We start from the raw sequence: 18,682 nt of genomic DNA on the forward strand, positions 1-18,682 counted from the left end.
GGGGAGGACGGGCGCGCCTCGGGGGCGGGGGTGACGGTCCCGGGCGGGGCCGGGGAAGCGGTGGGTGTGCCGGTGTCCGTCCGGGGGACGGGGCGGGGGCCCGCCTCCGTGCCGGTGTCCGTGCCGCCGCCCTGGAGGGCGGTCAGCCGGACCAGGGCCACGGCGCCGGCGGCCACGACCAGGCTTCCCACGACCGGCAGGACCTTGCGGGGGCGGGGCCTGCGGTGGCGGCCCCGGGGGCGGGAGGCGCCTGCCGGTGGCTCCTCCGCCGGTGTGGTCGGTGTCATCGCGATCCCCTCCCCCCGCGTGCGCGCCTGCGGCGTGCCGCGGTGTGCGCACGCTATGCGCTCCCGTGAGGGGCCGGGCCGGGAGCCGGAACGATGTCACTCGAACGGGTGGGCGGGGGGTGACGAGGGAACCAGGCGTGCGCCCTTTTCCCGGTGGGCGCGGGCTGCGATGATCGGAGCGAGTGGAAGTTAACCCGCGTTAACCGGAGGGCGTCGATGAGTGAGGAACGGTTCGGGGAGTTCGTGCTGGTGCGCCGGCACGAGCGGGGGCACGTCGCGGAGCTCGTCCTCGACCGCCCGGGGGCCATGAACGCCGTGTCGACCGGGATGGCCCGCTCCCTCGCCGGCGCCTGTGCGGCGCTGGGGGAGGACCGGAGCGTGCGGGTGGTGGTGCTGAGCTCCTCGCACGAGCGGGCGTTCTGCGTGGGGGCCGATCTGAAGGAGCGCAATTCCTTCAGCGACGCCGACCTGGTGCGCCAGCGGCCCGTGGCGCGCGGGGCGTACACCGGGGTGCTCGAACTGCCCGTGCCGACGGTGGCGGCGGTGCACGGGTTCGCGCTCGGCGGCGGGTTCGAGCTGGCCCTGGCGTGCGACGTGATCGTCGCCGACCGTACGGCGGTCGTGGGGTTGCCCGAGGTGTCGGTCGGGGTGATCCCGGGCGGGGGCGGCACGCAGTTGCTGCCCCGGCGGGTGGGGGCGGCGCGGGCCGCCGAGCTGATCTTCACGGCGCGGCGGGTGGAGGCCGGTGAGGCCCGGGAGCTGGGGCTGGTCGACGAGCTGGTGGAGGAGGGGCGGGACCGGGAGGAGGCCCTCGCCATGGCGTCCCGGATCGCCGGGAACTCGCCGGTGGGGCTGCGGGCGGCCAAGCGGGCCCTGCGGCTCGGGCACGGACTGGACCTGTCCGCCGGGCTGGAGGTCGAGGACGCGGCCTGGCGGTCGGTGGCGTTCTCGGGGGACCGGGCGGAGGGGGTCGCCGCCTTCAACGAGAAGCGCAGACCGGAGTGGCCCGGGGAGTAGGGGCCGGCGAACCCCGTTCGCTCCTTTAATGTCCCGGTTCGACCTGAATCTTCCTAACCTGGAGAGATGGGTGAGGAGAGCCGGCTGGCGGCCGTGGTGGCGCTGGCTCAGGGCATGGCCGCCGCGCACGGTTCGCGGGACGCCTGGCGGGCCGCGGCCGGCGGGGCCTGCCGGGCGCTGGGCGGGAGCTTCGCCGCGCTGTCGGTGTGGGAGCGGGGGCTCGGGCGGCTTCGGGTGCTGGTGAACGTCGGGGAGCTGGCCGAGGGCGAGGAGGAGTTCCCGGAGGACGAGTCCTATCCGGTGCACCAGTTCGCCGAGATCACCGAGTTCCTGCACGAGCGGTGGGCGGGGGGCGGCGAGCCCGACGCGTGGGTGGAGACCGCCGAGGGGTCCCCGGCGGAGCGCTCCGGGTACTGCGGGCAGCGGGTGGCCGCGCTCAGGCGGCGGGGGCGCGGGTGCTGCGTGGTCGCGCCGATCGTGCTGCACGGGCGGGCCTGGGGCGAGCTGTATGTGGCCCGGCCGGCCGGTGCGCCCGTCTTCGGGCGGGGCGACGCCGACTTCGCGACGGTCCTGGCCGCCGTCGTGGCCGCGGGGATCGCGCAGACCGAGCGGCTGGAGGAGGTCCGGCGGCTGGCGTACACGGACTCGCTGACCGGGCTGGCCAACCGGCGCGCCGTGGACGCCCGGCTCGACGAGGCCGTCGACCGGCACCGGCGCGACGGGGCCGTCGTCAGTCTCGTGGTGTGCGATCTGAACGGGCTGAAGCGGGTCAACGACACGCTGGGGCACGCCGTGGGGGACCGGCTCCTGGAGCGGTTCGGGACCGTGCTGTCGCTGTGCGGGGCCACGCTGCCGGGGGCCCTGGCGGCGCGGCTCGGCGGGGACGAGTTCTGTCTGCTGGCGGTGGGGCCGCCGGCCGACGAGGTCGTCAAGGCCGCCGACGAGGTGTGCCGACGGGCCGTGGAGCTGGGGATCGGGGACGGTGTCGCCTGCGGGGTGGCGTCCACCGAGGATCCCGTCGGGCCGGTGCACTCCGCCCGGCGGCTGTTCCGGCTGGCCGACGCGGCGCAGTACCGGGCCAAGGCCGAGCGCGCCGCGCATCCCGTCGTGGCCGGACGGAAAGGGCCGGACGATCCCGTCGTACGGCTCGCGGACGAGCCGTCGCGGGCGGCGGACGGGGAGCGGCGCCGGTTCCGGGGGCGGCATTCGCCGTAGCGCACGGCCCGCCGGTAAGGGGTGAGGCGCCGACCCGGTGGTGACATCGTTGAATTCACTGCGTACGCTCCTGAATATGAATATGCACACTGTGGTGGTGGGGACCGCCGGCGTGACCGCGTCCGACGTGCTCGCCGTGGCGCGCGGCGGCGCCCCCGTGGAGCTGTCCGCGGAGGCGGTGGCCGCCCTCGCCGCGTCCCGCGGGATCGTGGACGCCCTGGCCGCGAAGCCGGACCCCGTGTACGGGGTGAGCACCGGCTTCGGCGCCCTGGCGACCCGGCACATCGACCCCGGGCTCCGTGGCCGGCTGCAGCGCAACATCGTCCGCTCGCACGCCGCGGGCATGGGGCCCCGGGTGGAGCGCGAGGTCGTACGGGCGCTGATGTTCCTGCGGCTGAAGACCCTCTGCTCCGGGCGCACCGGTGTCCGGCCCGAGGTGGCGCGGACGATGGCCGAGGTGCTGAACGCCGGGATCACCCCGGTCGTGCACGAGTACGGCTCCCTCGGCTGCTCCGGCGACCTGGCCCCGCTGTCCCACTGCGCCCTCACGCTGATGGGCGAGGGGGAGGCGGAGGGGCCCGACGGCGGCGTGCGGCCGGCCGGCGAACTGCTCGCCGAGCACGGCATCCGGCCCGTCGAGCTGCGCGAGAAGGAGGGGCTCGCCCTCCTCAACGGCACCGACGGCATGCTCGGCATGCTGGTCATGGCCCTCGCCGACCTGGACCTCCTCTACACGTCCGCCGACGTCACGGCCGCCCTGAGCCTGGAGGCGCTGCTCGGCACCGACAAGGTGCTCGCCCCCGAACTGCACGCCATCCGCCCGCACCCCGGCCAGGCCGCCAGCGCCGCCAACATGCTGGCCGTGCTGAAGGGTTCGGGGCTGACGGGGCATCACCAGGACGACGCGCCCCGCGTCCAGGACGCCTACTCGGTGCGCTGCGCCCCGCAGGTCGCCGGCGCCGGACGGGACACCCTGGCCCACGCCCGGCTGGTCGCCGAGCGTGAACTCGCGGCAGCCGTGGACAACCCGGTCGTCCTACCCGACGGCCGGGTCGAGTCCAACGGCAACTTCCACGGGGCCCCGGTCGCCTACGTGCTGGACTTCCTCGCCATCGCCGTCGCCGACCTCGCCTCCATCGCCGAGCGCCGCACCGACCGGCTGCTGGACAAGAACCGCAGCCACGGGCTGCCGCCCTTCCTCGCCGACGACCCCGGCGTGGACTCCGGGCTGATGATCGCCCAGTACACGCAGGCCGCCCTGGTCGGCGAGTTGAAGCGGCTCGCCGTACCGGCGTCGACGGACTCGATCCCGTCCTCCGCGATGCAGGAGGACCACGTCTCCATGGGCTGGTCGGCGGCGCGGAAACTGCGGACGGCCGTCGACAACCTCACCCGGGTCGTCGCGATCGAACTGTACGCGGCCACGCGGGCCGTGGAACTGCGCGAGGGGCTGACCCCGGCGCCGGCCACGCGGGCGGTCGTCGAGGCCGTGCGGGAGGCGGGGGTGGGCGGCCCCGGACCCGACCGTCACCTCGCCCCCGACCTCGCCGCGGCGGAGGCGTTCGTGCGGGACGGGCGGCTGGTGGCGGCCGTGGAGACGGTCACCGGACCGCTGAGCTGAACCGGCCGGGCCCGGCGGCCGTTCCGCCGGGCCCCGCACGCGCGCCTACAGACCCAGGCGTTCCCGGCGGACCGAGTAGACGACGAAACCGGCGCCGAGGGCGAGGCAGGCCGTGCCGCCGGCGATGTACGGGGTGCTGTCGAAGCTGCCGGTGTCCGCGAGGCGGACCTCCTCGGCGGTGCCGTCGACGGACGTCGACACGACTCTCGCCTGCTCCGTGACCTGCGGAGACGGACTCGCCGAGACCGTGTCGGCCACAGGCGTGTTCGAGGTCGCGTTCGCGGACGGAACGAACCACAGGGCGCACAACAGGGTGCCCGCGGCGGTGGCGGTCAGCAACGGACGGAGCGCGGATGACACGGAATATCGATCCCCTTGTGGCGCTGGCGAATTGGCCGTGTGGGGCGATGTTAGTGAACGGCGCGGGTCACGGGAAAGTCACAGGGGTCCGGGGACGTACGCTCCGGACATGAACACCCCAGAGACATCACGGTTTGTACGGCTTCGCGTGGAACTCGTCCTCGAGATCGACGACGAGGAGGCGGTGACCGGGGCCGCGTTGCGCAGGATCGCGGACGACGGCGATATGCCGGACGAGGAACGGGTACACGCCGAGAGCGCCGTGACGGAGGACACCGCGGAGGCACTCGCCCACCTCGTCGACCCGTTCACCCTGATCGACGAGGTGCCGGGCGTGGAACTGCTGCAGGCCTCCTGGAGCGGCGAGGAGATCGACTACGACCCCGACTCGGCGGAGTGGGACCTCGACGAGGACGATGACGACGAGCCCTACGACGACGAGGAGGAGGCGGACAGGGCCGGCTGAGGCGTTTTGAGGAAATCGTGACCCCGGGCGGCAACCGCCGCCGGGGCCGGAACGTCTCAAGCGACGGCGCACCGATCCGCATCCTCACCACCGTTCGCCCCGGCGGACGTGGTGAGCCCCACACCTTCGGGCCGTGGGGAACGGGGGAAGCCGGTCGTAGCGTTGAAGGTTGTGGACGGGTCCTCGGTTTCGGGCCGAGGGCTCGTGGGGTTGGGATTCGGCAACGATGGAGAAGCGTGTGATGACGGACGGTAAGCGGCGCAGGGGTCTGGCGGCCGCGTCCGCTCTGCTCGGCGGAGTGCTGGTGCTCTCGGCGTGTTCCGGCGGCGGAGACGACAGCGCCTCGGGCGACAGCGGCAAGGGCGACTCGCAGGCCCAGGTCGACGAGGCGGCGGCCAAGAAGTCCTCCGAGGCACAGATCAAGATCACGCCGAAGGACGGCTCCAACAACGCCTCCATCAACAACTCCGCCGCCGTCACCGTGGCCAAGGGCACGCTCACCGAGGTGAAGATGACCACCGCCGACGGCACCGCCGTCGACGGTGAGATATCCGCCGACAAGAAGAGCTGGAAGCCCAGCGTGCAGCTGGAGCGGGCCACCACCTACAAGCTGTCGGCCACCGCCGAGGACTCCGCGGGCCTCGCCGCCCACGAGAACGCCTCGTTCACCACGGTCGCCCCGGACAACAGCTTCATCGGCACCTTCACCCCGGACGACGGCACCACCGTCGGCGTCGGCATGCCGGTGTCGATCAACTTCGACAAGGCGATCACCAACAAGGCCGCGGTGCAGAAGGGCGTCACCGTCTCCACCACCAGTGGCCAGGAGGTCGTCTGCCACTGGTTCAACGCCAACCGCATGGACTGCCGGCCCGACGAGTACTGGCAGGAGGGCTCCACCGTCACGCTGAAGCTGGCCCTCGACGGTGTCGAGGGCGCCGAGGGCGTCGTCGGCGTCCAGCAGAAGACGGTCACCTTCAAGATCGGCCGCAACCAGGTCACGTACGTCGACGCCAAGACCAAGCAGATGAAGGTCACGCAGGACGGCAAGACCGTCCGCACCATCCCGATCTCCGCCGGGGCGCCCGAGAACAAGACGTACGAGGGCCAGATGGTGATCTCCGAGAAGTTCAAGGAGACCCGGATGAACGGCGCGACGGTCGGCTTCACCGACGACGACGGCGAGGGCGAGTACGACATCAAGGACGTGCCGCACGCCATGCGCCTGAGCACCTCCGGCACCTTCATCCACGGCAACTACTGGGGCGCCAAGTCCATCTTCGGCAGCGTCAACACCAGCCACGGCTGCGTGGGTCTGTCCGACACCAAGGGCGCGAACGACCCGAGCACGCCGGGCGCCTGGTTCTACGACAACTCGATCATCGGAGACGTGGTCGTCGTCCAGAACACCGGCGACAAGACCATCGCCCCCGACAACGGCCTCAACGGCTGGAACATGAGCTGGGAGCAGTGGAAGGCGGGCTCGGCGGTCTGACGCCGGCCGCGCACGCGGCGCCTCTCCCCACCACCCGGCCGATGCCGCCGTCCGCCCCTTCCGGGGAGCGGGCGGCGGCATCGGTCTTCTTCTCATCAGGCTCTTACGGGGCGCTTATCGCTTCATCACCCGGCGTCCCTAGCTTGCCGCCATGTTCTTCACCTACCTGAGGCGCGAGCTGCGCCGCCGCAGAAAGGCGGCCCTCGTCGTCGCCTCCGGGCTCGCGCTCGGCATCGCGCTGGTCATCGTGGTCGACTCCGTGTCCTCCGGCATGGGCAAGGCGCAGGAGAAGGTCCTGCAGTCCCTGTACGGGCTCGGCACGGACATGACGGTCACCAAGGCCGCCGAGGCCCGGTCCGAGGCCGCCGGTGAACGCCCCCGGTTCCAGTTCGACGCCCAGGACGACTCCGGCGGGGAGCAGAGCAGCGACCGCGTCATGGTGCAGGGCTTCCAGACCCTGGCGAGCTCCACCGTGACCGAGGTCGGCGAACAGGACGGTGTCGCCGACGCGGTGGGCGGACTGAGTCTCCAAGTCATGAAGGTGAGCGGCGAGTTCACCCGGGGTCGGTTCCAGCAGGACGGCCGGAGCGGCCAGGGCGGCGGTCCCGGCGGCGGCCAGTCCTCCCCGCAGGGCCGGGTCGAGGGCGGCGGCGCCGACTTCGACGTCAACAGCTACTCCGTCTACGGCACCGACGTCACCGAGCCCGCCCTCGGCCCGCTGACCTCCTCCGAGATCACCGACGGACGCGCCTTCAAGACGACCGAGACCGACGCGAAGGTCGCCGTCGCCGACTCCGCCTACGCCAAGGAGAAGGAGCTCGAGACCGGTGACACCGTCACCGTCAAGGGCGCCGGGTACAAGGTCATCGGCATCGCCACCGCCACCAGCGGGGACGCCGCGGCCAACCTGTACCTGCCGCTGAAGCAGGCGCAGACCCTCGCCGGCGCCGAGGACGAGGTCACCACGATCTACGTCAAGGCGACCGACTCCCAGCGGATCGACAGCGTCAAGTCCGTTATCCAGAAGAACATTTCCGGTACGACCGTCACGACCTCCGCCGACCTCGCGGACACCGTCTCCGGCTCCCTGTCCACCGCCTCCTCGCTCGCCGCCGGCGTCGGAAAGTGGCTGTCGGCCGTGGTGCTCGTGGCCGCGTTCCTCGTCGCCGGCCTGCTCACCTCCTCCGCCGTCTCCCGCCGGGTGCGCGAGTTCGGCACCCTCAAGGCGCTGGGCTGGAGGTCCGGCCGGGTGACCCGGCAGGTGGTCGGCGAGTCCATGGTCCAGGGCCTGATCGGCGGCGCCCTCGGCATCGCTCTCGGCCTGGCGGGCGCGTACGCCGTCACCGCCGTCAGCCCCACCCTGCAGGCCCAGCTCGGCGGCGGCAGCGGTGGTGGCGGCGTGGGCGGTCCCGGCGGTGGCGGCATGGGCGGTCCCGGACGGCAGGCCGCCGCCAAGACCCTCGACGTCGCGCTCACCGCGCCGGTCAGCCTCACCACCCTCGCCCTCGCGGTCGGCCTCGCCGTGGCCGGCGGTCTCGTCGCCGGCGCCTTCGGCGGCTGGCGCGCCTCCCGGCTGCGGCCGGCCGACGCGCTCCGCCGCGTCGGGTAACACCCGCCCGGCACCGGCCCCGGGGCCCGCCCGCAGCGGACGGGCCCCACCCCCGTACGCGATCCAGGAGCAGACCCATGTACGAACTCAGAGGCGTCACCCGGCGTTACACGCGCGGCAAGGAGACCGTCCACGCCCTCGACGGAATCGACCTGACCATCCCCGACGGCGACCGGCTCGTCATCCAGGGCCCCACCGGCGGCGGCAAGTCCACGCTGCTGCAGATGCTCGGCGGCCTCGACCGGCCCAGCTCCGGCGAGGTCGTCCTGGACGGCACCGACCTGGCCAAGCTGCCCGAGGCCCGGCTCACCCGGGTCCGCAGCGAGAGCATCGGCTTCGTCTTCCAGTCGTTCAACCTGATCCCCACGCTCACCGCGCAGGAGAACGTCGAGACCGCGCTCGTCCCGCTCGGCGTGAAGGCCAGGGAGCGCCGGGAGAAGGCCGCCGAGGCGCTGGCGTCGGTCGGCCTGGGCGAGCGGCTCGGGCACCTGCCCGGTGAGATGTCAGGCGGCCAGCAGCAGCGCGTGGCCATCGCGCGGGCCCTGGTGAAGGAGCCGAAGGTGCTGCTCGCCGACGAACCCACCGGAAACCTCGACGAGTCGATGCGCGACGAGATCATGGACGTGCTCATCCGCATGTGGAAGGAGCTGGGGCTGACCTTCGTCATGGTCACCCACGACTCGGCGATCGCGAAGGCGGCCTCGCGCCTGGCGACGATCCGCAAGGGGCGGATCACCGTGCGGGAGAACCCGGGAGTCTGACCGGAAGGGGCGTCAACCACGCGGTTGTGTAACGGAGTTCCTGCGGTGGCGTTACAGCCGTCCGTCGACTTCGGCACCCTTTCCGGTGTCCCTTGAGACGCTTGATCACCCCTCGGCATACTGCGTGATCCGGGGGGTGCGCACATGCGTACGAGACCACCCCCGGCCGGGTGGCGTCGAGTTCGCCCGGCGACTTCGCTAGGGGGAACCTTGCGCAGACAAGTGAAGAGAGCGTGCGCGGCCACGGTCGCCACGGCGACCGCCGTGGCGCTCGCGGCGGGCATGGCCGGCCCGGCGTCGGCGAACGGGGAGCGCACGGCGGCCGCCTCCACGACGGAGACCTCCGCGCCGAAGGCCAAGCACCGGATCACGCTGATCACGGGTGACCGGGTCGCCGTGGACGCCAAGGGCCGCGTGGTCGGTCTGGAGCGGGCCGAGGGCCGGGAGCACATACCCGTGCAGGTCCGCCGCACCGGCGGCCACACCCTGGTACTGCCGGCCGACGCCGCCCGGCTGGTGGCGAGCGGCAAGCTGGACCAGCGGCTGTTCGACGTCACCGAGCTGAACAAGGCCACGATCCGCGGCTCCCAGAAGCGGGGCCTGAAGGTCATCGTCGGCTACCGGGGCGCCGCCCAGGCCGCCAAGGCCGACGTCCGTGACGCGGGCACGGTCCGCCGCACCCTGAAGACCCTGAACGCGGACGCGGTGCAGACCCCGCACGAGGACGCGCCCGAGCTGTGGGACGCCGTCACCAACGGCGACCGCACCGCCTCCGGCATCGCCCACGTCTGGCTCGACGGGGTCCGCAAGGCCTCCCTCGACACGTCCGTGGCGCAGATCGGCACCCCGAAGGCGTGGGCGGCCGGATACGACGGCAAGGGCGTGAGGATCGCCGTCCTGGACACCGGCGTCGACGCCACCCACCCGGACCTCAAGGGCCAGGTGACCGCGTCCAAGAACTTCAGCCCCGCGGCCACCGCCGGCGACAAGGTCGGCCACGGCACCCACGTCGCGTCCATCGCGGCCGGCACGGGCGCCCGGTCCAAGGGCGCGTACAAGGGCGTCGCGCCCGGCGCGAAGATCCTCAACGGCAAGGTCCTCGACGACGCCGGCTACGGTGACGACTCCGGCATCCTGGCCGGCATGGAGTGGGCGGCCGCACAGGGCGCCGACATCGTCAACATGAGCCTGGGCGGCGGTGACACGCCCGAGGTCGACCCGCTGGAGGCGGCGGTCGACAAGCTCTCCGCCGAGAAGGGCGTCCTGTTCGCCATCGCGGCCGGCAACGAGGGCCCGCAGTCGGTCGGTTCGCCCGGCAGCGCGGACGCCGCCCTCACCGTCGGCGCCGTCGACGACAAGGACGGGCTCGCCGACTTCTCCTCCACCGGCCCGCGCGTCGGCGACGGCGCGATCAAGCCGGACGTCACCGCTCCCGGCGTGGACATCACGGCCGCCTCGGCGACGGGCAACGACATCGCCAAGGAGGTCGGCGAGAAGCCGGCCGGCTACATGACCATCTCCGGTACGTCGATGGCGACCCCGCATGTCGCGGGCGCGGCGGCGATCCTCAAGCAGCAGCACCCGGAGTGGACCTACGCCGAGCTGAAGGGCGCGCTCACCGGCTCCACCAAGGGTGGCGCGTACACGCCGTTCGAGCAGGGCTCGGGCCGCGTCCAGGTCGACAAGGCGATCAAGCAGACCGTGATCGCCGACCCGGTGTCGCTGAGCTTCGGCGTCCAGCAGTGGCCGCACACCGACGACAAGCCGGTCACCAAGCAGCTCACCTACCGCAACCTCGGCACCCAGGACGTCACCCTCAAGCTGACCTCGACCGCCACGAACCCCCAGGGCAAGGCGGCCCCGGCCGGCTTCTTCACCCTGGCCGCCACGACGGTCACCGTCCCCGCGGGCGGCAAGGCCTCCGTGGGCGTCACGGTCGACACCAGGCTCGGCGGCACGACCGACGGCGCCTACTCGGCGTACGTGGTCGCCACCGGCGGCGGGCAGACCGTGCGCACGGCGGCCGCGGTGCAGCGCGAGGTCGAGTCGTACGACGTGACGCTGAGGTTCCTCGACCGCGCGGGCAAGCCGGCCTCCAACTACGTCGCCAACCTCGCCGGCATCTCCGGCCTGGGCGCCGGCCGGTGGCACCGGCCCTACGAGGCCGACGGCACCGTCACCGTCCGCGTGCCCAAGGGCGGTTACGTCCTGGACACCGGCATCTTCGTCAACCCCGACCCGGAGAAGTACGAGGGCGCCGACTGGCTCGCCCAGCCGAAGCTGAACGTCACCAAGAACACGACGATCACGCTGGACGCCCGCAAGGCCAAGCCGGTGAAGATCACCGTGCCGGACAAGGCGGTCAAGCCGGGATTCGCCTCCGCCGACTACACCGTCGAGACGAAGGACTCGGCCTACGGCTTCGGCTGGTGGCTGGACTCGTACGACAACTTCCGCTCCGCCCACCTCGGCCCGCAGGTCACCGACGGCTCGCTGTACCAGCAGTGGGACGCCCACTTCAGCAAGGGCGCCAAGGAGCAGTACAGCACCGTCACCGGCGCCAAGGTCAAGAACCTCGCCACCGGGTACACCCGGACCTACAAGGCCGGCGAGTTCGCCACGGTGAAGGTCGGCATGGGCGCTGCGGCGAGCGGCAAGAAGGGCGTCGTCAGCGTCTTCGGCACGTTGCCCGGGAGCAGCGGCGCCTCCTCGTTCGGCCAGGCACAGAACCTGCCCGGCACCCGCACGCTGCACCTGTCCACCACGGCCGGGGCGAAGTGGGACCTCGACTTCGAGCAGCAGGGCGGTGTCGACGCGGAGGGCTGGCCGATCTGGGAGGCCGGCTACGTCATCGGGTACGCGAAGGGCTACAAGGGCGGCAAGACGTACCAGGAGACCGTGAACACGGCCGTCTTCGGGCCGCGCCTCACCTCCGACTACGGCCTCTTCCGTGACGGCAACAGCATCTCCGGACTGGTCCCGCTGTTCGCCGACGGCAAGGGCCACGACGGCTCCTCGGAGTTCACCTCCGTCACCACCAGCCTCTACCGCAACGGCAAGAAGGTCGGCTCGCACGACGACCCGCTGTTCGACGAGAAGGAGTTCAAGGTCCCGTCCGCGGACGCCTCCTACAAGCTGACCACCTCGGTCAAGCGCAGCGCCAAGGTCGCCGCCGCCTCCACGCGGATCGACGCGAGCTGGACCTTCCGCTCCAAGAAGACCGCCGGCCTCAGGCAGCTGCCCGCCTCCACGGTCCGCTTCCAGGCGGCCACCGGCCTGGACAGCAAGGTGACGGCCGGCAAGAAGGTCACCTTCCCGGTCGCCGTCGAGGGCGCCGCCAAGGGCAAGAACCTCAAGTCCCTGTCGGTGTACGTGTCCTACGACCACGGCAAGACCTGGAAGAAGACCACGGTCACGAAGGGGAAGATCACCGTCAAGAACCCGGCGAAGGGGAAGGCCGTCTCCTTCCGCGCCAAGATCGCCGACAAGAAGGGCAACACGTCGACGATCTCGATCTACAACGCGTACTACGGCAAGTAGTCCGTGAGCGGACGGCCCGCCGGAAGCACCGCTTCCGGCGGGCCGTTCCGTGGTCGGGGGGCCTCCCGCGTCACGGAGCCGCCGCGTCCGCCCCGGACCGCCTCGCGTCCGCGCCCCAGCTGGCCAGCAGCCGCAGGGCCTCCGCCGACGGCGAACCCGGCTCCGCGAAGTACGTGACCAGCGACTGACCCGTGTCGTCGCCGGCCGGCCGGAACGACTCCCACAGCAGCGTCAGCTCACCGACCAGCGGATGCCGCACGCGCTTGACGCCATGGCTTTTCTCCTTGACGTCGTGCGCCGCCCACAGCCCGCGGAACTCCTCGCTCTTCACGGACAGCTCGCCCACCAGCGAGGACAGCTGCGGGTCGTCCGGATGGCAGCCCGCGTCCATGCGGAGATAGGCGACCATGTCGTACGCCTTCCGCTCCCACTCCACGAACAGCTCGCGGTAGTCCGGGTTCAGGAACACCAGCCGCGCCCAGTTCCGCTCCTGCGCCGGGAGGAGCCCCCAGTCCCCGAAGACCGCCGCCGCCATCCGGTTCCAGGCGAGGATGTCCGAGCGCCGGCCCACCACGTACGCCGGGACCGCGTCCATCGACTCCAGCAGGTGCCGCAGCGGGGCGCGGACCTGCTGGGCCCGGGCCGCCGGCTTGCGCTTCTGCCGCTTCGGCTTCGCCAGATGCGTGAGATGGGACCGTTCGGCGTCGGTGAGGCGCAGGGCGCGCGCGATCGAGTCCAGCACTTCCGCCGACACGTTCCGCCCGTTGCCCTGCTCCAGGCGCGTGTAGTACGCCACGGACACCCCGGCGAGCTGGGCCAGCTCCTCGCGACGCAGACCGGGCACCCGGCGGTGCCGTCCGAAGTCCGGCAGACCCACGTCCTGCGGCTTCAGCCGGGCCCGTCGGGTGCGCAGGAACTCGCTGAGCTCCGTCCGCGGGTCGAGGCCACCGCTCGCGGGGCCGGCCGGGGGGGTGTGCTGCTCGTCCATATCCCCAGTATCCCCGGTCGTACGCACAGCATCCTGTCCCCGCCAGTGGTACGCACAGCCAACGTAGGCAGAGCCGTGGCCTGGGTAAGTCCGGAATGCCGGGGCAGGCTGGAGGCCGTGCCCGGCCGAACAGGAGACAGCCGGGCGTACGACCTCACGAGGAGAACCCCCGGTATGACCACTGTCGCCGCATACGCCGCACCCGCCGCCAAGGCTCCGCTGGAGCGGACGACCATCGAGCGGCGCGCGGTCCGCGAGCACGACGTCCTGATCGACATCAAGTTCGCCGGCATCTGTCACTCCGACATCCACCAGGTCCGTGAGGGCTGGGGCGAGGCGATCTTCCCGATGGTCCCCGGCCACGAGATCGCCGGTGTGGTCTCCGAGGTCGGCCCCGGCGTCACCCGGTACAAGGTGGGTGACCGCGTGGGCGTCGGCTGCATGGTCGACTCCTGCCGCGAGTGCGACAACTGCAGGGCCGGCAAGGAGCAGTACTGCACCGGCGGCAACGTGATGACCTACAACGGCATCGGCAAGGACGGCGAGCCGACCCACGGCGGCTACTCGGAGAAGATCGTCGTCGACGAGGACTTCGTCGTCGGCATCCCCGAGGGGATCTCGCTGGACGAGGCCGCCCCCCTGCTGTGCGCCGGCATCACGACCTACTCCCCGCTGCGGCACTGGAACGCCGGTCCCGGCAAGAAGGTCGCGATCGTCGGGCTCGGCGGCCTCGGCCACATGGCCGTGAAGATCGCGCACGCGCTCGGCGCCGAGGTGACGGTGCTGTCGCAGTCCCTGCGCAAGAAGGACGACGGGCTGCGGCTGGGCGCCGACCACTACTACGCCACCGCGGACCCGGCCACCTTCGAGGAGCTGAAGGGCGCCTTCGACCTGATCGTCTCCACGGTCTCCGCCCCGCTCGACCTCGGCGCCTACCTGTCGCTGCTGCGGACGGACGGCGCGCTGGTGAACGTGGGCGCCCCGGAGGAGCCCGTCTCCCTCAACCTCTTCTCGGTGATCGGCGGACGCAAGACCCTCGCGGGGTCGAGCATCGGCGGCATCCGGGAGACCCAGGAGATGCTGGACTTCTGCGCGGAGCACGGCATCGGCGCGGAGATCGAACTGATCGGCGCGGCCGAGATCAACGAGGCGTACGAGCGCGTCCTGAACAGCGACGTCCGCTACCGCTTCGTGATCGACGCGGCGACGATCTGACCCCGGCCGCCGGCCGGGGCCTGGACCGCGGCGGTCAGCGCGGCAGTGTCGCCGGGCTGCCGCCGTTCGCCTCGTAGCCGGCCACCGCCAGGGCGCGGTAGACGGCGAACTCGGCGGCCGGGTCGGGGGAGAGGGTCCAGGGGAGGGCGCCCACGTGGCCGTCGACGTGCATGAGCTGGCTCATGGCCTCCGCCCAGCGCTCGCCGCGGACCAGGAAGAAGACCAGCAGGTGCCGTACGTGCGCCGTCATCGGGTCGTCGGGGCGGGCCGAGTGCACCGCGTGCAGCGCGCCGTGGACCGCCTTGGTGACGGTCTCGCTCTGGTGGAAACCGGCGACCAGGTTCACCTCGGGCAGGTGCTCGAACACCGCGAAGAGCGGCATGGCGGCGAGCAGGGAGCCCTGGGGCGCCCGCGCCGCCGCGGCCTCCGCGAACGCGAACGCCTGCTGCCGCGAGCCGTGCCACTTCTCGCACCAGTAGTGCAGTGCGGCCAGGTGCGCCCCCATGTGGGCCGGGGCGCGGTCCAGGATCTTCAGCCAGACCTGCTCGAAGTCCTGCCGCGAGTAACCGAGTCCACGGGCCACCGACAGCTCCACGAGGTACGGGACGGGGTCGCCGGGAGCCAGCAGCGCGGCCTCGCCGCACGCCGTCCTCGCCTCCTCCATGATGATCCGGAACTCGTCCGTCCCGGGCGCCGCCGTACGCCACGCCTGCTGCACCAGGAACTCGGCGTGCACCGCGGCGCCGCCCGCGTCCTTGGGCATCTCGGTCCGCCACACCCGCAGCCACTGCCCGCCCGGCGCCTCGCCCACCCCGCCGGGCCGCTGCTGCAACTCCAGCGAGGCCGCGCCCGCGAACGCCTGGACGCGCTGCCAGCGCCGCTCGCCCTCCGGCTCCGTGCCGGCCAGCAGCTGCTGCGCCGCGCGGTAGTCCTGCGTGCGCTGCACCAGGTCCAGGACGTCCAGCAGGTCCTGGTCGGGACCCGGCATGCGGACGTCCAGCTCCTCCTCGCGGGCGAAGCCGTAGTTCACCGGGTCCGCCGCGTCCGGGTGGCCGGCGGGGACCCGTGTGATCGTCCCGCGCCCGCGCCGCACGAACGGCACCACCACGAAGCCGAGCATGACGAGCGCGATCAGGACCCAGAGAATCTCCATGCCACCAAGCGAACCAGACCACGCCGACAATTGGCCAACCCGGTACCGGACCCTGTGGAAAGCTCCCGGCGGCCGCCCGCTGCGCCCACGCCGCCTGCCCCGCCGTCCCTCATCCGCACCGTGCGCGCACTACCCTCGGTTCCCATGAGCGACAGGCATATCAGTCAGCACTTCGAGACGTTGGCGATCCACGCGGGCAACACCGCCGACCCCCTGACGGGCGCGGTCGTCCCGCCGATCTACCAGGTGTCCACCTACAAGCAGGACGGCGTCGGCGGCCTGCGCGGCGGCTACGAGTACAGCCGCAGCGCCAATCCGACCAGGACCGCGCTGGAGGAGAACCTCGCCGCCCTGGAGGGCGGCCGCCGCGGCCTCGCGTTCGCGTCCGGACTGGCGGCCGAGGACTGCCTGTTGCGCACGCTGCTCGGCCCCGGCGACCACGTGGTGATCCCGAACGACGCGTACGGCGGCACGTTCCGCCTCTTCGCCAAGGTCGTCGCCCGCTGGGGCGTGGCATGGTCCGTGGCCGACACCTCCGACCCGGCCGCGGTCCGGGCCGCGATCACCCCGAACACCAAGGTCGTCTGGGTGGAGACCCCCTCCAACCCGCTGCTCGGCATCACCGACATCGCCGCCGTGGCCCAGGTGACCCGGGACGCGGGCGCCCGGCTCGTCGTCGACAACACCTTCGCCACGCCGTACCTCCAGCAGCCGCTCGCGCTCGGCGCGGACGTCGTCGTGCACTCCCTGACCAAGTACATGGGCGGCCACTCCGACGTCGTCGGCGGCGCCCTGATCACCGGCGACGCGGAGCTGGGCGAGGAACTCGCCTACCACCAGAACGCGATGGGCGCGGTCGCCGGGCCCTTCGACTCCTGGCTGGTGCTGCGCGGCACCAAGACGCTCTCGGTCCGCATGGACCGGCACAGCGAGAACGCCACGAGGATCGCCGACATGCTCACCCGTCACCCGCGCGTGACGAGCGTCCTGTACCCGGGGCTGCCCGACCACCCCGGCCACGAGGTCGCCGCCAAGCAGATGCGGGCCTTCGGCGGCATGGTCTCCTTCCGGGTGGAGGGCGGCGAGGAGGCGGCCGTCGAGGTCTGCGACCGGGCCGAGGTGTTCACGCTCGGCGAGTCCCTGGGCGGCGTCGAGTCGCTGATCGAGCACCCCGGGCGGATGACGCACGCGTCCGCGGCCGGCTCCGCGCTCGAGGTCCCCGCCGACCTGGTGCGCCTCTCCGTGGGCATCGAGAACGTCGACGACCTGCTCGAAGACCTCCAGCAGGCGCTCGGACGGTGACGGTCACCAGCCCGTGAGCGGTGGAGTCGTCCGAGACGGCGGCTCCACCCAGGGGCGCGCCGTCAGCGCCCACACCACGAACGCCACGGTCCCCGCCAGCAACAACAGCCACATCACGCGGCGGGCGAGCACCCTGCGGCGCAGCACGCGGGCCCCGCGGCGCGCCGCCTCCGCGTGGAGTTCGGGCGGCACGCGCGGCGGCGACTGCTCCAGCATCCGCCGTACGGTCGCCTCACGCCTCATCCGGGTCACGACGGCACCGCCTTGACGCCGCCCACCGCGGAGGCCGGTCTCGGGGGCGGACTCAGCACGGCGGTCATCGCGCGGTGGAGGACGGCCCGCACGCGTTCCGCGGACAGGCCGAGCAGGGCCGCCGTCTGTTCCTCGGCGATCCCCTCGCGCAGCCGCAGCACCAGGACCAGGCGTTCCTGCGGGGAGAGCCGGGCCAGCAGGCCCGCCGGGCGGGCGCGGGGGCGGAGCAGGCCGCCGCGCCGGTGCCAGGCGCCGTTCGCGAAGCGGGTCGCCAGGCACTGGCGGGTGTGGGCGTAGGGGTCCTCGCCGTGCAGCCGGTCCCAGCTCGCGTACGTGCGGGCCAGCGCCAGGGTCAGCAGGCGCCGCGCGTGCGGGTTGTCGTCCGGGGTCTCGGCGGTGAGCAGGGTCGCGAGGTGCAGCAGCCGGGTGCCGGCGCCCGCGACGTACGCCTCGAACTCGCGGACGCGGAGGTCGTCCTGGGACGTGTGCCGTGGTCGCACCCTCGCCTCCCGCCGTCCCTGAGAGCCCTCGGCTCTCATATCAGGCCAGAGTGCGCCCCCCGGTCAAGAGACGTGCACGCGCGATGCTCCGGTTTTTTCGCCCCCGCCGCCCCTCCCCGGTCCCGTCCCCCCGGGACCCCCGCTCCTCGGACGCCGGAGGGGCCGGTTTTCGCCGGGTGGGCCGGAATCAGCCCGTCCGGCGTTCGGGGACGGGGCCCGCTCAGGGCCGGAAGGGAGTCCGGGGAGCGCAGCCCCCGGAGATCAGGAGTCGGTCCGGTCCGGCGCGGACATCCGCGCCGACAGCGCGCCGTTGAAGCGCGTCAGGAGCGTGCAGAACGCCTCGCGCTCCTCGGGCGCCCACTCCTGCGTCAGCTCGGCCATCAACTGGCGCCGCGAGGAGCGCACCTCCTCCAGGCGCGACTGCCCGCGCGGGGACAGCTGGAGCACGACCGCGCGCCCGTCCTCGGGGTGCGAGGTCCGCTTGACCAGGCCGGTGTCGACGAGCGGGGCGACCTGCCGGGTGACCGTCGAGGAGTCGATGCCCATGCTCGCGGCGAGCGCCTTGACGCCCATCGGGCCTTCCTTGTCGAGACGGTTGAGCAGCAGGTACGCGGCACGGTCCATCGAGTTGCGCACCTGGCCGACCCCGCCCAGACGCGTCTGTTCGGCACGGCGGGCGAACAACGCCACCTCGTGCTGCAGCGTGTCGAGGAGACCGGTGTCACCGACGGCCGTCAGGTCCGTCCTCATGTCCATCGACATATCAGGTGTTGTGGGCATGGCCGAGGGCTCACTTCGTGGAGGGCTGCTCATCGGGGGACAGGGTACGCGGCCGGACGGCGGCCCGTACCGGCGCTGCGCAAAGCCGAGTCCGCGGGTTGGTCACACCGGTCGCCTCCGC

General features: G+C 72.4%; 16 protein-coding genes and 1 pseudogene. 10 read left to right on the forward strand and 7 right to left on the reverse strand.

The features are described 5' to 3' along the window. A pseudogene (locus ADK41_RS04360) lies at positions 1-287 on the reverse strand (hypothetical protein); the annotation flags it as partial. 216 nt (positions 288-503) lie between these two features. Between ADK41_RS04360 and ADK41_RS04365 the strand changes: the two are divergent. The 3 genes from ADK41_RS04365 (at position 504) to hutH (ending at position 4,140) form a co-directional block, all read left to right on the forward strand. Then, positions 504-1,304 carry an enoyl-CoA hydratase/isomerase family protein gene (locus ADK41_RS04365; RefSeq protein ID WP_030830303.1) on the forward strand — a complete coding sequence of 267 codons (801 nt, stop codon included), beginning with the start codon at positions 504-506 and terminating at the stop codon, positions 1,302-1,304. A gap of 66 nt (positions 1,305-1,370) precedes the next feature. Then, complete coding sequence (locus ADK41_RS04370; protein WP_030830306.1) at positions 1,371-2,519, forward strand: GGDEF domain-containing protein; 1,149 nt, start codon at positions 1,371-1,373, stop codon at positions 2,517-2,519. Positions 2,520-2,601: 82 nt separating this feature from the next. Further along, positions 2,602-4,140, forward strand: coding sequence for a histidine ammonia-lyase (gene hutH, locus ADK41_RS04375; protein ID WP_030830309.1), 1,539 nt, complete (start codon positions 2,602-2,604; stop codon positions 4,138-4,140). Positions 4,141-4,185: 45 nt separating this feature from the next. Here the strand turns inward: hutH and ADK41_RS04380 are convergent, their stop codons facing one another. Further along, entirely contained in the window at positions 4,186-4,500 is a 315-nt protein-coding gene (locus ADK41_RS04380; RefSeq protein ID WP_030830312.1) for an LAETG motif-containing sortase-dependent surface protein, read from the reverse strand. A 148-nt stretch (positions 4,501-4,648) separates the two neighbouring features. On the opposite strand from ADK41_RS04380, the gene ADK41_RS04385 reads away from it, so the two are divergent. The 5 genes from ADK41_RS04385 (at position 4,649) to ADK41_RS04405 (ending at position 12,371) form a co-directional block, all read left to right on the forward strand. Further along, a complete protein-coding gene (locus ADK41_RS04385; protein WP_037804648.1) occupies positions 4,649-4,966 on the forward strand; it encodes a hypothetical protein in 318 nt (105 codons plus the stop codon). Positions 4,967-5,207: 241 nt separating this feature from the next. Then, complete coding sequence (locus ADK41_RS04390) at positions 5,208-6,461, forward strand: L,D-transpeptidase (protein ID WP_030830317.1); 1,254 nt, start codon at positions 5,208-5,210, stop codon at positions 6,459-6,461. A 151-nt stretch (positions 6,462-6,612) separates the two neighbouring features. Beyond that, positions 6,613-8,070, forward strand: coding sequence for an ABC transporter permease (locus ADK41_RS04395; RefSeq protein WP_030830320.1), 1,458 nt, complete (start codon positions 6,613-6,615; stop codon positions 8,068-8,070). Positions 8,071-8,147: 77 nt separating this feature from the next. Then, positions 8,148-8,831, forward strand: a complete 684-nt coding sequence (locus ADK41_RS04400; protein ID WP_030830322.1) for an ABC transporter ATP-binding protein — start codon at positions 8,148-8,150, stop codon at positions 8,829-8,831. A gap of 282 nt (positions 8,832-9,113) precedes the next feature. Continuing rightward, positions 9,114-12,371, forward strand: coding sequence for a S8 family peptidase (locus ADK41_RS04405; RefSeq protein ID WP_234318903.1), 3,258 nt, complete (start codon positions 9,114-9,116; stop codon positions 12,369-12,371). A gap of 70 nt (positions 12,372-12,441) precedes the next feature. On the opposite strand, the gene ADK41_RS04410 is transcribed toward ADK41_RS04405, so the two are convergent. Next, the gene (locus ADK41_RS04410; protein WP_030830328.1) at positions 12,442-13,359 is read right to left on the reverse strand and encodes a helix-turn-helix domain-containing protein; all 918 of its coding nucleotides are present in this window, start codon (positions 13,357-13,359) and stop codon (positions 12,442-12,444) included. Positions 13,360-13,533: 174 nt separating this feature from the next. Here ADK41_RS04410 and ADK41_RS04415 point away from each other — a divergent pair, with 174 nt between their 5' ends. Then, a complete protein-coding gene (locus tag ADK41_RS04415; RefSeq protein ID WP_030830331.1) occupies positions 13,534-14,574 on the forward strand; it encodes an NAD(P)-dependent alcohol dehydrogenase in 1,041 nt (346 codons plus the stop codon). 34 nt (positions 14,575-14,608) lie between these two features. Here the strand turns inward: ADK41_RS04415 and ADK41_RS04420 are convergent, their stop codons facing one another. Next, positions 14,609-15,727, reverse strand: coding sequence for a hypothetical protein (locus tag ADK41_RS04420; RefSeq protein WP_030830334.1), 1,119 nt, complete (start codon positions 15,725-15,727; stop codon positions 14,609-14,611). A gap of 144 nt (positions 15,728-15,871) precedes the next feature. On the opposite strand from ADK41_RS04420, the gene ADK41_RS04425 reads away from it, so the two are divergent. Next, the gene (locus ADK41_RS04425; RefSeq protein ID WP_030830337.1) at positions 15,872-17,029 is read left to right on the forward strand and encodes a cystathionine gamma-synthase; all 1,158 of its coding nucleotides are present in this window, start codon (positions 15,872-15,874) and stop codon (positions 17,027-17,029) included. Between the two features lie 3 nt (positions 17,030-17,032). Here ADK41_RS04425 and ADK41_RS42780 read toward each other — a convergent pair whose 3' ends face one another. The 3 genes from ADK41_RS42780 to ADK41_RS04440 all read right to left on the reverse strand — a co-directional run bounded on the left by ADK41_RS42780 (position 17,033) and on the right by ADK41_RS04440 (position 18,531). Then, a complete protein-coding gene (locus tag ADK41_RS42780) occupies positions 17,033-17,281 on the reverse strand; it encodes a hypothetical protein (protein WP_030830340.1) in 249 nt (82 codons plus the stop codon). Then, positions 17,278-17,781 (reverse strand): sigma factor-like helix-turn-helix DNA-binding protein, encoded by a 504-nt coding sequence (locus ADK41_RS42785; RefSeq protein ID WP_030830343.1) that lies wholly within the window; start codon positions 17,779-17,781, stop codon positions 17,278-17,280. Before ADK41_RS42785 ends, ADK41_RS42780 begins: the two co-directional genes overlap by 4 nt. A 261-nt stretch (positions 17,782-18,042) precedes the next feature. Next, the gene (locus ADK41_RS04440; RefSeq protein WP_030830346.1) at positions 18,043-18,531 is read right to left on the reverse strand and encodes a MarR family winged helix-turn-helix transcriptional regulator; all 489 of its coding nucleotides are present in this window, start codon (positions 18,529-18,531) and stop codon (positions 18,043-18,045) included. Positions 18,532-18,682 lie beyond the last annotated feature (151 nt).

Source organism: Streptomyces caelestis (assembly GCF_001279005.1).
Classification (GTDB): Bacteria; Actinomycetota; Actinomycetes; order Streptomycetales; family Streptomycetaceae; genus Streptomyces; species Streptomyces heliomycini.

Excerpts from the sequence above, each read along its gene's own strand:
- ADK41_RS04365 (WP_030830303.1), top strand. The coding sequence starts at position 504 with ATGAGTGAGGAACGGTTCGGGGAGTTCGTGCTGGTGCGCCGGCACGAG.
- ADK41_RS04370 (WP_030830306.1), top strand. The coding sequence starts at position 1,371 with ATGGGTGAGGAGAGCCGGCTGGCGGCCGTGGTGGCGCTGGCTCAGGGC.
- hutH (WP_030830309.1), top strand. The coding sequence starts at position 2,602 with ATGCACACTGTGGTGGTGGGGACCGCCGGCGTGACCGCGTCCGACGTG.
- ADK41_RS04390 (WP_030830317.1), top strand. The coding sequence starts at position 5,208 with ATGACGGACGGTAAGCGGCGCAGGGGTCTGGCGGCCGCGTCCGCTCTG.
- ADK41_RS04395 (WP_030830320.1), top strand. The coding sequence starts at position 6,613 with ATGTTCTTCACCTACCTGAGGCGCGAGCTGCGCCGCCGCAGAAAGGCG.
- ADK41_RS04400 (WP_030830322.1), top strand. The coding sequence starts at position 8,148 with ATGTACGAACTCAGAGGCGTCACCCGGCGTTACACGCGCGGCAAGGAG.
- ADK41_RS04405 (WP_234318903.1), top strand. The coding sequence starts at position 9,114 with ATGGCCGGCCCGGCGTCGGCGAACGGGGAGCGCACGGCGGCCGCCTCC.
- ADK41_RS04410 (WP_030830328.1), bottom strand. The coding sequence starts at position 13,359 with ATGGACGAGCAGCACACCCCCCCGGCCGGCCCCGCGAGCGGTGGCCTC.
- ADK41_RS04415 (WP_030830331.1), top strand. The coding sequence starts at position 13,534 with ATGACCACTGTCGCCGCATACGCCGCACCCGCCGCCAAGGCTCCGCTG.
- ADK41_RS04420 (WP_030830334.1), bottom strand. The coding sequence starts at position 15,727 with ATGGAGATTCTCTGGGTCCTGATCGCGCTCGTCATGCTCGGCTTCGTG.
- ADK41_RS04425 (WP_030830337.1), top strand. The coding sequence starts at position 15,872 with ATGAGCGACAGGCATATCAGTCAGCACTTCGAGACGTTGGCGATCCAC.
- ADK41_RS04440 (WP_030830346.1), bottom strand. The coding sequence starts at position 18,531 with ATGAGGACGGACCTGACGGCCGTCGGTGACACCGGTCTCCTCGACACG.